Origin of the sequence: Methyloversatilis sp., from assembly GCF_965284615.1 — a bacterium.
Taxonomy (GTDB): domain Bacteria; phylum Pseudomonadota; class Gammaproteobacteria; order Burkholderiales; family Rhodocyclaceae; genus Methyloversatilis.
Map to the genome: position 1 here is coordinate 1,379,425 of NZ_OZ260098.1, position 12,623 is coordinate 1,392,047.

At 65.5% G+C, this 12,623-nt stretch carries 16 protein-coding genes and 1 tRNA gene; 9 read left to right on the forward strand and 8 right to left on the reverse strand.

The annotated features are described in order from the left end of the window. Window positions 1–251 precede the first annotated feature (251 nt). Window positions 252–890 (forward strand): hypothetical protein, encoded by a 639-nt coding sequence (locus tag ACQ66H_RS06630; RefSeq protein ID WP_430433324.1) that lies wholly within the window; start codon window positions 252–254, stop codon window positions 888–890. A 6-nt stretch (window positions 891–896) separates the two neighbouring features. Here ACQ66H_RS06630 and ACQ66H_RS06635 read toward each other — a convergent pair whose 3' ends face one another. The 3 genes from ACQ66H_RS06635 to ACQ66H_RS06645 form a co-directional block, all read right to left on the reverse strand. Continuing rightward, the gene (locus ACQ66H_RS06635) at window positions 897–1,592 is read right to left on the reverse strand and encodes a hypothetical protein (RefSeq protein WP_430433325.1); all 696 of its coding nucleotides are present in this window, start codon (window positions 1,590–1,592) and stop codon (window positions 897–899) included. A 54-nt stretch (window positions 1,593–1,646) separates the two neighbouring features. Further along, entirely contained in the window at window positions 1,647–2,198 is a 552-nt protein-coding gene (locus ACQ66H_RS06640) for a hypothetical protein (protein ID WP_430433326.1), read from the reverse strand. A 94-nt stretch (window positions 2,199–2,292) separates the two neighbouring features. Further along, window positions 2,293–2,544, reverse strand: coding sequence for a hypothetical protein (locus tag ACQ66H_RS06645; protein WP_019918950.1), 252 nt, complete (start codon window positions 2,542–2,544; stop codon window positions 2,293–2,295). Window positions 2,545–2,669: 125 nt separating this feature from the next. Between ACQ66H_RS06645 and ACQ66H_RS06650 the strand changes: the two genes are divergently transcribed. Then, on the forward strand, window positions 2,670–3,329 hold the full coding sequence (locus ACQ66H_RS06650) for an alpha/beta hydrolase (protein ID WP_430433327.1): 660 nt from the start codon (window positions 2,670–2,672) through the stop codon (window positions 3,327–3,329). A 45-nt stretch (window positions 3,330–3,374) separates the two neighbouring features. Here ACQ66H_RS06650 and ACQ66H_RS06655 read toward each other — a convergent pair whose 3' ends face one another. Further along, the gene (locus tag ACQ66H_RS06655) at window positions 3,375–3,959 is read right to left on the reverse strand and encodes an IMPACT family protein (RefSeq protein ID WP_430433328.1); all 585 of its coding nucleotides are present in this window, start codon (window positions 3,957–3,959) and stop codon (window positions 3,375–3,377) included. A gap of 419 nt (window positions 3,960–4,378) precedes the next feature. Between ACQ66H_RS06655 and ACQ66H_RS06660 the strand changes: the two genes are divergently transcribed. Both ACQ66H_RS06660 and ACQ66H_RS06665 read left to right on the forward strand, forming a co-directional pair. After that, window positions 4,379–4,540 (forward strand): hypothetical protein, encoded by a 162-nt coding sequence (locus tag ACQ66H_RS06660; RefSeq protein ID WP_430433329.1) that lies wholly within the window; start codon window positions 4,379–4,381, stop codon window positions 4,538–4,540. Between the two features lie 43 nt (window positions 4,541–4,583). Beyond that, window positions 4,584–4,961 (forward strand): DUF423 domain-containing protein, encoded by a 378-nt coding sequence (locus tag ACQ66H_RS06665; RefSeq protein WP_019918946.1) that lies wholly within the window; start codon window positions 4,584–4,586, stop codon window positions 4,959–4,961. Between the two features lie 68 nt (window positions 4,962–5,029). Here the strand turns inward: ACQ66H_RS06665 and ACQ66H_RS06670 are convergent, their stop codons facing one another. Further along, window positions 5,030–5,296, reverse strand: coding sequence for a hypothetical protein (locus tag ACQ66H_RS06670; RefSeq protein WP_430433330.1), 267 nt, complete (start codon window positions 5,294–5,296; stop codon window positions 5,030–5,032). 142 nt (window positions 5,297–5,438) lie between these two features. Here ACQ66H_RS06670 and serS point away from each other — a divergent pair, with 142 nt between their 5' ends. The 5 genes from serS to ACQ66H_RS06695 all read left to right on the forward strand — a co-directional run bounded on the left by serS (window position 5,439) and on the right by ACQ66H_RS06695 (window position 8,756). Further along, window positions 5,439–6,719: a serine--tRNA ligase gene (gene serS, locus ACQ66H_RS06675; RefSeq protein WP_430433331.1), complete on the forward strand. Its 1,281-nt coding sequence runs from the start codon at window positions 5,439–5,441 to the stop codon at window positions 6,717–6,719. An 89-nt stretch (window positions 6,720–6,808) separates the two neighbouring features. Continuing rightward, window positions 6,809–6,898 (forward strand) — tRNA-Ser (locus tag ACQ66H_RS06680). A 192-nt stretch (window positions 6,899–7,090) separates the two neighbouring features. After that, window positions 7,091–7,780: a hypothetical protein gene (locus tag ACQ66H_RS06685; RefSeq protein WP_430433332.1), complete on the forward strand. Its 690-nt coding sequence runs from the start codon at window positions 7,091–7,093 to the stop codon at window positions 7,778–7,780. Between the two features lie 46 nt (window positions 7,781–7,826). Then, window positions 7,827–8,330 (forward strand): thermonuclease family protein, encoded by a 504-nt coding sequence (locus ACQ66H_RS06690; RefSeq protein WP_430433333.1) that lies wholly within the window; start codon window positions 7,827–7,829, stop codon window positions 8,328–8,330. Between the two features lie 24 nt (window positions 8,331–8,354). After that, window positions 8,355–8,756 carry a hypothetical protein gene (locus ACQ66H_RS06695; RefSeq protein ID WP_430433334.1) on the forward strand — a complete coding sequence of 134 codons (402 nt, stop codon included), beginning with the start codon at window positions 8,355–8,357 and terminating at the stop codon, window positions 8,754–8,756. Window positions 8,757–8,853: 97 nt separating this feature from the next. Here the strand turns inward: ACQ66H_RS06695 and ACQ66H_RS06700 are convergent, their stop codons facing one another. The 3 genes from ACQ66H_RS06700 to ACQ66H_RS06710 all read right to left on the reverse strand — a co-directional run bounded on the left by ACQ66H_RS06700 (window position 8,854) and on the right by ACQ66H_RS06710 (window position 12,617). Further along, window positions 8,854–9,333 carry a hemerythrin domain-containing protein gene (locus ACQ66H_RS06700; RefSeq protein ID WP_430433335.1) on the reverse strand — a complete coding sequence of 160 codons (480 nt, stop codon included), beginning with the start codon at window positions 9,331–9,333 and terminating at the stop codon, window positions 8,854–8,856. Between the two features lie 132 nt (window positions 9,334–9,465). Beyond that, complete coding sequence (locus tag ACQ66H_RS06705) at window positions 9,466–11,604, reverse strand: sensor domain-containing diguanylate cyclase (RefSeq protein ID WP_430433336.1); 2,139 nt, start codon at window positions 11,602–11,604, stop codon at window positions 9,466–9,468. Between the two features lie 104 nt (window positions 11,605–11,708). Continuing rightward, a complete protein-coding gene (locus tag ACQ66H_RS06710; RefSeq protein WP_430433337.1) occupies window positions 11,709–12,617 on the reverse strand; it encodes an NAD(P)-dependent methylenetetrahydromethanopterin dehydrogenase in 909 nt (302 codons plus the stop codon). Window positions 12,618–12,623: the final 6 nt, after the last annotated feature.

Consider the following 12,623-nt stretch of genomic DNA (forward strand, 5'->3'; position numbering starts at 1 on the left):
GTCTTCTGACCCCGACGGCGGTTCTTGGTGGCCGCATCGCGACCAGAGGTCGCTCCCACGAAGACACTCCCGATCCGCCGCCGAAGCCGGGTTTCTGTGGGAGCGAGCTTGCTCGCGATCACCGCCTCAATCGAAAGCTGCGGCGGCTGCATCGCTGCCGACGCCGCTCCGGCGATACGGGCGCTTGCTTCACGTCATGAACGCCAGCGCCGTGGCGTGCCACACTGCGCGCCGTGTGATCGGGAGGCGCTGTGTTCGCAATCGAAATCTGTCTGCTGCTGCTTGCGCTCGGCGTCAGCGCGCTGATGCGGCCCTGGCGCATGCTGGTCGGGCCGCTCGGGGCGCCGTGGGCGGCTTCGCTGGTGGTGCTGTCGTTGCTGTGGGTGCTGCCGCAGATGCTGCCGAACGGCATATCGATCCAGCTGTCAGGCGCCTGCCTTCTCGTGCTCATGTTCGGCTGGCCGCTGGCGGTGATCGAGCTGGTGCTGGTCGCGCTGGCGGTGTGGCTGCTCGGCGACCTCGGTTTCGCTGCGGTGCTGTCGCAGCTGGTGTGGATAGGTCTGGTGCCGGCCACACTCGCACTGGCGCTGGGCGAGGCCTTGCGCCGCGGCTTGCCGGCGCACCCCTTCATCTACGTGTTGGGGCGCGGCTTCATCGGCACCGCGATAAGCATTTTTGCGGCCGGTGCGGCCTACGAGTTCATCCACCACCTGTTGGGCGGCGTCGCTGTCGAGCACGCACTGGTCGCGCGCTGGCTGATGGCCTGGGGCGACGCCTTCCTGACCGGCATGCTGGTGGCGGTGTTCGTCGCCTTCGTGCCCGAGTGGCTGGCCACCTGGTCGGACCAGCGCTACCTCGGGTCGCCGCCCCCGCCGCCGTCTTCTTCCTGAGCGCGCTCAGGCGCTGCGCACGCGCGGCGCGTCCGGCTCAGGTTTCGCGAACGCACGCTCGGCGCGCAGGGCCTCGGCCAGCGCCCGCTGACCGTCGCGTTGCGCCGCCTCGATCAGCGTCAGGTCGATGATGTCGCGCTGTGCGTGACTGCCGCCGAAGCGGTGCGACACGTGGCGGATCGGCCGCAGCAGGCGCACGGTGCTGGCGTAGTCGCCCTCGCCGAACGCGGCGATGGCGCGCGTGGCGGCACGGCCGACCTCGGCGATGAAACCGGCGTTGTCGCCTTCGCCGGCCAGCGCCATCTCCTGCGCGTCGATCAGGTTGCGCATCTGCGCGGTGCGACCGGTGGCGGCGAAGGCCATCATTGCGTGCATGTCGCTGAATGCGTAGAGGCTGCGCCCGGCCATCGGTGCCCAGCGGTCCGCCACCGCCTGCCAGCGTTCGCCGGTGTCGATGCCGCGCAAATGCAGCCGCCACAGCAGCGCCGACATGTCGATGAAGTCGAATACGAGACCGGGGGCGCGGCCGAACACCGCCTCGTCGAACAGCGCGAGCACGTCGTCGATTTCGTCTACGCCGAGATGGAACAGCGCCAGATGCCAGTGGTTGTGCACGGCGAGGAAGCTGTCCTGCGCCCATGCCTGCGGCGTGGTGCGCATCCAGGCGATGCCGTCGCGGCGCCGGCCCTGCATCTCCATCACGTGGGCGACGGCGTGCTGCGCCCAGCCGTCGCGCGGCTGGATCTCGACCGCTTGTCAACCGTAGCGCTCGGCGCGCAGGTAGTCGCCGGTCTCTTCCAGTCCGAAAGCCAGCATGCCGGCCACCGCGTGCCAGGCGGGCATGTCCATGCTCCAGGCCGGAAGCGCGCGGGCGATGCGGTCGCGCAGCATGCGCGAGTCGCCGAGCAGGAAGTCGCATTGCTGGCCGACCTGCAGCGCCAGCACGTCGAGCGGATGATCGATCGCGATGTCTTCGAGCACGCGCGCGGCGGCGCGCCAGCGGCCCTCGGTCATCAGCGCGACCGCACGCAGGTGGCGGCTTTCGCGATCGTTCGCCGGCAGCTTGGCGGCCGTGGCGTGGGCGGCGGCTGCAACCGGAATGCCGGCCGGCTCGGTGCCGAGCAGGTGCAGATAGGCACGCAGCACGTGGCCCATCACAATGTCCGGCGCCTCGGTCAGTGCGCGGTCGATGGTGGCGACCGGGTCGCCGATGAAACAGCGCAGTTCGTGCTCGGCCTGTTCCAGCAGTTCGATGCTGCGGGCGGTGGCACCGGTGACCGCAAGGCCGGCGGGGTTGTTCAGGGACATCGTTTCACTCCTGTGGTGGTTGAACACAGGCGTATCTACGTGCTCCGCTGCAGACTGGAGACAGACGGGGCGTGACCGGCGTCACGCCCGGTCTTCATTGTTGATAGGCGAGTTCGAGGTCGGTGTCGAGTTCGATCACGCAATCGAGCACGCGGCTGGTGAGCGCTTCGTCGTCGTCGGTCCACATCGAATCGGGTTCGTCGTCGCGGGTGGACAGCGGTGCGATGTCGAAGTCGACGAACTGGTCGCCGATCTTCAGCACCGTCATGCCGGAAGCGTGGTCGGCCAGGGTCCAGTCGTCCGGCACCTGCAGCTCGGCGGTCACGCGTACGGTCAGTGTCTTCATGTGAATCTCCGGTTGATGAGGCGGCACTTTAGCGCGCATGGGCGACAGTGGGGCGATTCCTTGCGCTGACACGCCTCGGCCCGGTGTCGGCTAGCATGCGCGATTGTCCGAAACCGCACCCCGTCATGTCCGTCAATCTGATCGAACTCGAAAGCGGCGATTCGCCGGTCGCCACCGTTATCGTGCTGCACGGTCTCGGCGCCGACGGCAACGACTTCGTGCCGGTGTGCCGGCGGCTGGATCTCGACGCCGTCGGTCCGGTGCGTTTCGTGTTGCCCGACGCACCGGAGCGGCCGGTCACGCGTAACGGCGGTTACATCATGCGCGCCTGGTTCGATCTCTATGCGCCGGGCGCCGGGCAGGAAGCCGAAGCCGACGTGCGCGCGTCGCAGGCCCTGGTCAACGCGCTGATCGCACGCGAGGTCGAACGTGGCGTGCCGGCATCACGCATCGTGTTGATGGGGTTTTCGCAGGGCTGCGCGATGGCGCTGTTCGCCGGACTGCGGCACGCGGAACGGCTGGCGGGCATCGTCGGGCTCTCAGGCTATCTGCCGCTGGCGGCAGCGACCGCCGAGGAGCGCAGCGAAGCGAACGCCGACGTGCCGGTCTTCCTGGCGCACGGCACGCAGGACGGCGTGGTCACGATAGACCGCGCGCTGGCCACGCGCGAGGTGCTCGACGCGCTGGCCGTGCCGTACGAGTGGCACGCCTACGACATCGACCACGAAGTGAGCATCGAGGAAATCCGCGACATCAACCGCTGGCTGCTGCGCGAGCTGGCCTGACAGCCTCGTCAATGCCCGACGGGCCGCCGCTGCGAGGCCGCGGGCTCAGTCCATCCAGCCTATGCGCCCCTGTCCTGCGTCGTTGAGTCGGGCGATGAATGATGCCGCGTCGGGCTCCGGCAGGCTGATCGTCATCACGACCACCGAGTCGTGGGCGACGTTGACCAGCGTGGCGCGAGCGGCGTCGATCTCTCGCCGCACCGTACCTTCGAGCGCATAGGGCAGGGTGCAGCGGAGCACGCGCAGCTTGGTCAAGGGCACCTTGACCGCACCGGTCAGCGCCGACGCGACTGCGTCGGTGTAGGCACGCACCAGACCGCCGGCGCCGAGATTGATGCCGCCGTAGTAGCGCACGACGGTCGCCAGCACGCCTTCCAGATCCTGATGGCGCAGCACTTCCAGCATCGGCCGGCCGGCCGTGCCGCTGGGCTCGCCGTCATCGACCGCCGCCGACTGGCCGCCGGCCAGCAGCGCCCAGCACACGTGGGTCGCACCCGGGTGCTGACGCCACAGTTCGAGCACGCGCGCCTGCGCCGCAGCGCGGTCGCGCATCGGCTCGACGCAGCCGATGAAGCGGCTCTTCTTGATCGTGAGGTCGCTGTGGACAGCGCTGGCGAGGGTGTTCGGCATGGGGCCGCAAGCTTAGCGCAGTGCGTCCCCGGCCGGGTTTCGACGCGTCAGAGCATGGCTTCCTGCTCGCCCTTCTCGTCATGCTCCAGCATCGAGCGCGCCGGATACCACGGTCGGTGGCGAACAGGACCGCACGCCGCTCACCCGTTCGTCGCGCAGCGTGCTGCACGAGCGCTTCTTCCTCGTCGGCTCGCTCGCGGTGAGGTGGACGTGAAGCCGACTGACGCCGGCTCGGGTGTGCGCGACGGCCACCGGAGGACCGCCGCGTGGATAAAGAAGCCGGGTAAGATCAGTCGTCGGTGTGTGGTTCAGCGACGCGAATACGCCTTAAGCGCTGCGCGGCTGGCTGGTACTGGCGCTGGCCGCGCTGTTGTCGGCACCTGCATCTGGATCAACGTGTCTTTAGCGATGGCTGGGACGTGACCGGCCATCTGCTCGTATGGTTCGGCCTGCCGGCGCTGCTGGTGGTCGCCTCGCTCTTCATGTGGATATATGCGGTGCGCAGCCGGCGGCTTGCGCGCTTCCGCCGCGAGGTGGACGAGCGACTGATACCCGAACTCGATCGCGCTGCCGGCGTCTGACCTGCCGCAGTCGCCCGCCCATTTTGCTTACTGGATCTTTCCGATGTCTGCCGATGCCCGCCGTTTTCTTTTCTTCGCAGCGCTGACCGGCGCACTCGCCGTCATGCTCGGTGCCTTCGGTGCGCACGCGCTGAAAGCGCGGCTGGACGAAAACATGTTGGCGGTGTGGCAGACCGCGGTGCAGTACCACTTCTGGCACGCGCTGGCGCTCGGGCTGGTCGGCCTGCTGGCGATACATCTGCGTGATTCAGGGGCGCTGCGCGTTGCCGGCTGGTTGATGCTGCTGGGCATCGTCGTGTTCAGCGGCAGTCTTTACGCGATGGCGTTAAGCGGGGTGCGCGCCCTCGGCATGGTGACGCCCCTGGGCGGCCTCGCCTTCATCGCCGGCTGGGTGGCGCTGGCAATCGCCGTCAGGCGCTGAGACGGGCGGGGGCACCACCTCGCGCCCGGCCGAGAGACGACCGCTTCCGGAAGGGCAGCGCGGTGCGCTCAGTGCAGTTCGGGCCGGTGCACCGCGCAGAAGCGCTCGACCGCTGCCTTGGTGCGCGCCCGCTGCTCCATGTCGAGGCGCTGCGAGGCCTGCTTCTCGGCGTCCTGCAGGATGCGCAGCATCAGGTCGGCGCCGCCGTCGCTCTGCAGCATGGCGCCGGCCAGCGTGGCGGCCAGCATGGTCGGCAGGCCGGTGTAGTCGGCGAGCACGTTGACTTCCAGTTCGCTCAGATTGCTGTGATCGAGACAGTCGCGCAGTGACAACATGACATTCGCGTGAAAGGTGTGGGGCCCGGCCACTATACCGCCCCGGACGACGGTCGCTGTTAGAATTTTGCGTTGCAATGTGACGACGGCCGCCGGATGCGGGGCCGCCCACATCCGTTCCATCAGCCACAGGTTTCCTTCCATGCTAGACGCCCAACTGCTGCGCAGCCAGCTCGCTTACGTTCAGGAACGACTCGCCCTGCGCGGCTTCACGCTCGACGTCGCCCGCTTCCAGTCGCTGGAGGAAGAGCGCAAACGCATCCAGACCGACACCCAGGACCTGCAGGCAAAGCGCAACGCCGCATCGAAGCAGATCGGCCAGCTCAAGGCCAAGGGCGAGGACACGTCGGCGGTGATGGCCGAGGTGGCCGGCCTTGGCGACGCGCTGAAGGCCGGTGAAGAGCGCCTCGCCGCGCTGCTGGCCGACATCCAGGCCTTCGTCGCCTCGCTGCCCAACCTGCCGCACGAGTCGGTTCCGGTCGGCAAGTCCGAGGCGGACAACGTCGAGGTGCTGCGTTGGGGCACGCCGCGCAGCTTCGATTTCGAGGTGAAGGACCACGTGGACGTCGGCACCGCGCTCGGCGGCCTCGATTTTGAGACCGCGACCAAGATCAGCGGCGCGCGCTTCACGCTGCTGCGCGCCGGCATCGCCCGCATGCACCGCGCGCTCGCCCAGTTCATGCTCGATACGCACACCACCGAGCACGGCTACACCGAGCTGTACGCGCCCTATATGGTCAACGCCGACAGCATGTTCGGAACCGGTCAGCTGCCGAAGTTCGAGGAAGACCTGTTCGCCGTGCCGCGTGGCGATGGCGGCAAGTTCTACCTGATCCCGACCGCCGAAGTGCCGGTCACCAACATCGTGCGCGATACGGTGCAGCCGGCCGCCGCGCTGCCGCTGAAATTCGTCTGCCACACGCCCTGCTTCCGCTCCGAAGCCGGCTCCTACGGCCGCGACACGCGCGGCATGATCCGCCAGCACCAGTTCGACAAGGTGGAACTGGTGCAGATCGTGACGCCGGACCGCTCGTGGGACGCGCTGGAAGAACTGACCGGTCACGCCGAAACCATCCTGCGCCGGCTCGAACTGCCTTACCGCAAGGTGGCGCTGTGCACCGGCGACATGGGTTTCGGCGCCGCCAAGACCTACGACCTCGAAGTGTGGCTGCCGGCGCAGAACACCTACCGCGAAATCTCGTCCTGCTCCAACTTCGAAACCTTCCAGGCCCGCCGCATGCAGGCGCGGTTCAAGAACGAACAGGGCAAGAACGAAATCCTGCACACGCTGAACGGCTCCGGCCTTGCGGTCGGCCGCACGCTGGTGGCCATTCTGGAGAACTACCAGCAGGCCGACGGTTCGGTCGTCGTGCCGGAAGCGCTGCGCCCGTGGATGGGCGGCGTCGAGCGCCTCGGCGCCTGACACGCAAAAATCGCGCCGACGCTTTCCGCCGGCGCGACCCCTGTGCTACACTGCGCGCCGCTTCGCGACCACGAAGTTCGCAGTAACCCGGAGAGGTGGCAGAGTGGTCGAATGTACCTGACTCGAAATCAGGCGTAGGCGCAAGTTTACCGTGGGTTCGAATCCCACCCTCTCCGCCAATATTCAAGCACTTAGGCCAATCCCACGGGGTTGGCCTTTTGCTTTTCTGCTTCTCTGTAGCCACCTTGTCGCCGAGAAGCGTTAGCCGGCGTGGGCTGCATTCTCTCGATTGGCCTTGCCCTCCGGTTGCATCTACTTCTCTTCGGATGCCAACATCACCCCCCCCCCGGAGTATCCACGAAGAACCGCGCATGACAGAGAAACGTTCCAAGCTGGGGCTATGGGCAACGGCTTTTTGGATTGTGGGTGCCGTTGCCTTGCTGCTTGCACGCCAAGAGGCAGCCCTCAAGATGACTCCAAACGAATGGGGAGACTTCTTCTCAGGGCTGTTTGCGCCACTGGCGTTCCTCTGGTTGATCCTCGGCTATATGCAGCAAGGGGAGGAGCTACGACTGAGCACGGAAGCGTTGCGCCTTCAGGCCGAGGAACTGAGGAACTCCGTGGAACAACAGCGAGCGTTAGTAGAGGTTTCGCGCCAACAGGTCGAAAGTGAGCGAGCGGCCCTTGAGTATGAGCGCGAGCTGAGAGAGGTAGATACCAGTCCAAAGTTCTTGATTACATCAGGCGGGGGCGTCTTCCGAGGTGATGGTCAATCAACCTACGAATTGATTTTCACCAATGCTGGGGCTGCAGCATCTTCTGTTACTGCTGTTGTCACCGTTGGGGACGGGAGGCTCATTCACCTTGTGAGCAGGAACTTCGTTAAGGCGGGAGACGAGTGGCGAGCGCAATTTACATTGCCGAAGCCGCTCACAGACCATGAGGCGCGACTGACGTTAAGGTACAAGAACCAAAACGGAGTCGAAACCCGAAAGTCTTTTAGCGTTGGCCCTGAAACAGATGAGCTACATAGCCAACTAGAAATCCGTCCAGTCGCATAGGTGGATGAACCTCGTCACCCGCTGCTAGGTGGAGGATTCCAACCGAATGGGGCTATTGGAACCGCGTCTGCTGATTGGCACCCCTTCTGCTTGCGCCTCCGTTGCGGCTCAAACCGAGGAGCTGGTAAGCAAAGTTGCCGCGGCTGCTGACGGCAACGCCATGATGGTTCTGGACGTAGACCCGCGCCAGCACGAGGTGAGGCTGCAGGCCATTGATGCCCCCGAGAAGGCTCAAGACCGCTGGCGCGCACCGATGCGGCACCTAGCCTCCCGCGTGTCCTCACAGCTGGTGGTGGTCGAGTACCACACGAAGGACCGCCACGGCCGGATCGTCGAGCTTGTCCGGCTTGATGGAGTTGACATCAACCATGACCAGATTGCGGGCGGTGCCGCATGGTTCTATTGGAAGCACACGAGGGAGCTACCGAGAGAAATGCAAACGGCCTATGCTGCTGCCGAAGGTGTTGCCAAGGCGCGGCAGGTTGGTCTGTGGCAATCCTCACTTGCCGTGCGTCCTTGGAAGTGGTGGCATAGGAAACCTATCAACTAGAGCAAAGCAAGGAGAGTCGTGGCAATGGGAATCGTGCTCTTCGTGACGATGGTTTATGTGATGATCAAGACCTCGGGCGAACTCAAGAGAGAGTCGGCGGTTATCACTCAGTTCTATGGTGCTGACAAGCTACGTTCGTTGGTGTTTCTGTTCCCGTTTCTCGCCTTGCCTCTCATAGCTCGCACGCTATTCCCTGCCGCAATGTACTTCCTACCGCTTGCCATCGCCTTCTTCGTCTTTGTCTACTTCACCGCTCGCAAGCAGCGTCTCGGGCTGGAGTGCTCCGGCACGGACCGCGTGAAGACAGCCATTGCGGCGACATCGTCAGTCGAAGTTTGGAGCGCAATTGCTGCGGCTTGGAATCTCGTGGCTCTCGTCTATGACGTTGGAACCATTGCGATGATCCGCGCGGGCACATATTCCTGACGAGACTCGACGTCGATATGGCGAGGATGAATCGCCCCGGGTTTTCGATACACCAACTCGCTGCCTTTCTTGCCGGCGCAGTCCCGGGGCACGTCACCTAATGCGCGACGGCCGAAAGCAGTTCTTCCTTGCGCTGCTTCATCTGTTCGGCCAGCTCCGAGAGGTCGAGGTCGGTGTCCTTTACCTTCGGGAACATTTCGTTCTGCTCTTCCTTCACGTGATGCTTCACGTACTCGGAGAGCACTTTCACCTTTGCGTCGAACATTTCGCCGTCCGGTTCGACATCCTTGATCTGCGCGATCAGGTCTTTCAATGACGCGTGCTCCACTGTCGCCTCGGGTACCAGCTCCTTGTCCTTCAGTGCAGCTTTTACAGCCGGATAGAAGATTTCTTCTTCGATCTGCGCGTGCACTTCGAGCTCCGTACAGATTTCCTGCACGAGTTTCTTCTTCTGCGTGCTCGTGCGCGCGGCTTCGTACTGTTCGAACAGTTCGCTGACGTGCTTGTGGTCGGCGCGAAGAAGGGTCAGCGCCTCCTGCGATTTGCGCGGGGATGAGTTTGACGAATCGGCCTTCATGTCGGGAATCTCCGGTCAGTGAATGGGATGTGCGCGAGGCGCCCGGGCGGCGCCTGCCGGCATTCGCTAGCAAAGCGGGTGCCTTGATGGCAGCCGGCGGTTCACATCCGCTTGACCGGAGTGCGGGTCTGCCTAGTTCGCGTCGTTGCACGGCCCGGGCGCGTATTCGACCCGGTTGCGGCCGCCGCTCTTGGCGCGGTAGAGCGCTTCGTCGGCCCTGCGCAGCAGGGCCGAGAAATCGAGGCAGTCGGACATCAGTTCGCCAATGCCTATGCTCAAGGTGTAGTGCGCCGGCTGGCCGTCGAGTTCGGGCGGGTTGTCGGCGACGCGCTCCATCAGGCGCTCGGCGAAGGCGCGCGCGCCGTCCAGTGCGGTGTGCGGCAGCAGTACGGCGAATTCCTCGCCGCCGAGGCGACCTGCGCTGTCCGAGTCGCGCAGCAGGCTGGACAGGATGATGGCGAAACTGCACAGCACGGCGTCGCCGCCGGCGTGCCCGAAATGGTCGTTGATGTGCTTGAAATGGTCGAGATCCGTCATCAGCACGGTGAGCGGGGTTTCGTAGCGGCGGGCGCGCACGAATTCCTCCTCGGCGACTTCGAAGAAATGGCGGCGGTTGGCAAGGCCGGTCAGTGCGTCGGTATTGGCCAGGATGCGTACCGCCTCTTCGGCCAGCTTGATGCGCGTGATGTTCTCGTGGCTCAGCAGCACGCGTTCGCGCGCCGGGTCCATCGGTGTCACCTTGAGGCTGAACCACTGCCGCTCGTGCGGCGCGTGGCAGGCGTACTCCATCTGGAACAGCGCCGACCGGCCGAGCATGACCGACAGGATGCCCTCGCAGGCCGCCTCTGCGTGAGGTGCTTCGTCGCGGTCGCAGCGGGCGAGGGCGTCGAGGTAGTTCACGCCGATGAAGGTCATGTTGCCGGTGTAGCCTCCGCGCTCGGCAAAGGCGCGCCAGCTGGCATTCGTCTCGACGATGACGCCACGCTTGTCGAGCACGGCGACGTGGGCGGTGATGGCGTTCAGCGCTGCCGTCTTGAGCTGACGGTCGGCATCGCGCTCGGCTTCGAGCCGGCTGCGGTCGGTGATGTTGACGAACATGACGACGATCTGGCGCAGACGATGCCGGGTGTCGAATTCGGGGTAGGCGTGGACCAGCGCCCACAGCGTATCCGCGTCGTCGTGACGGACGCCGACCACGACGTCGTTCATTTCCTTGCCCGAGGCGAGCACACGGCGGACCAGATCGCGTTCCGGTGCCAGCGCCTCGCCGCTCTGGTTGACGAAGCGGCAGCCCAGCTGGGCGATCGTGCGGCCGGCGAGCAGTGCCGAGTCCATGCGCAGGATGCGGCAGGCTTCCGGGTTGCCGTACAGGATGCGGGCGTCCGGCGCGCAGACCAGCACGGCGGCGTGCAGGTTGTGCATCAGCAGGCGATGGCGCAGTTCGCTGTCGGCCAGCGCGGTCTGCGCCAGACGGCGGTCGTGGACGTCCTCGATCACCGCGATGAAGTGCGACGGCGCACCCATGTCGTTGACCTGCAGCGAAACAGTCAGGCGCGCCCAGGTGGCCGCGCCGTTCTTGTGCAGCAGGCGCTTCTCGATCGAGTAGGTGGTCTGTTCGCCGTTGCGCACGCAGCGCAGCGGGTGGACGTCCAGCGAAATGTCTTCCGGATGGGTGATGGCCTCCATCGTCAGCGCGCGCATTTCACTGGCGCGAAAGCCGAGGATGTCGCACAGTTTGGGATTGACGCGCAGAAAGCGGCCTTCGAGGTCCATCAGCGCGATGCCGACGGCGGCCTGGTCGAAAGTGCCGCGGAAGCGCTGCTCGCTCTCGCGCAGTGCGTGCTCCGCGAGTTTGCGGCCGGACATGTCGCGCACGATGCCGAGCACGCAGCGCTGACCATCGAACACGACGCGGCTGGCATTCAGTTCGATCGGCAGTTCGCGCCGGCCGCCCTTCATGCGGAAGCGCAGTTCGTAGCGCCCGGGCGGTTCCTCGCCTTCGCCGATCCGTTGCCGGAAGCGCTGCACCCACAATTCGAGGAAATCCGGCGCTACCACTGCGTCGAACCCCAGTCCGACGAAGTCGTCGTGCTCGTAACCGAGCATGCGTGGCAGCGCGGCGTTGGCGAAGATGAAGCGGTAGTCGCGGGCGATGAACACGCCATCCGACATGCGGTCGAGCAGGGTGCGGAATACCGCACCGTCGGCACCGGTACCCTGACCGATGACGGTTTCCGTGCCCGTAATGTTCAGCCCCGGATTGCTGTCCACGCCGTCCGCACCTCCATCCGCAGCATGCGGCGCCTCCGGGCGCCGACCTGCCGGCCGCCTATGGTGCGCTTGTCACGCGCGCCATGACAAGCGCTCGGTCCCGCTCACGCGGGCTTGCTCTGCGCCAGCTCCTGCAGCGCATACGCATACGCCTCGGGGAAGTCGATCAGCGCCGGCGACGAGCCGGTCTGTATCGAGCGGTAGAGACCGAACTGCGTCTTGTACTTCAGGCTGCCGATGGCCAGCGGGCCGATGCTGAGGAAGCGAGCCGGACCGACCTCGACCGGAATCGCACGGTCGTTCACGCCGATGCCTTCGATGCCGGACGGCGGCACGGCGTTGGTGTCGGCACAGGCGATCAGCTTGCCGCCGGCCTCCAGCACTTCGGCGTCGAGGATGCGGATGCCGGCCTTGGCGGCGCTGACGGCGATTTCGCTGTCGGCGACCACATTGACCTTGTCGCGGTGGGTTTCGGCGGACACCCATTCGACTTTTGCGTTGTAGCGCTCGCAGAAGCGCAGCGCCGCCTTGGAATCGTCGTCCGCGGTGAGCTGGCACAGCCGCGCCTTCGCGCCCTGGCGTGCGGCGAGGATGGCGGTGCACAGGCCGACCGGGCCGGTGCCGAAAACGGATACGGTGCGTCCGGTCAGTCCGGAGCCGGTGCTCGCATTGACCGCCTTCTCGACCAGCGCGACCACGGCGGCCGAGGTGGTGTAGGCGCCGTTCGGGTCGGCGAATACGCCGACCTGGAAGTCGCCGACCATGGCGCTCTTGGCCGACTGGAACATGTCGGTCGCCATATGCACGTCACGGCCACCGATGAAGATACCGGTGTCGTTGAAGCGATTGGGCGGGCGACAGAAGATGGCGTCCTGCACCAGCGCGGTCACGTTTTCCGGGCGGATGCCGGTGAGCGGAATCACCTGGTCGAAGCCCGCATCGGCGGCAATGGTCACGTCGAAGGGGCTGATATTGCTGCCCGGCACCAGGAAATAGAGTATCCGTTGCGTCATCTTGTT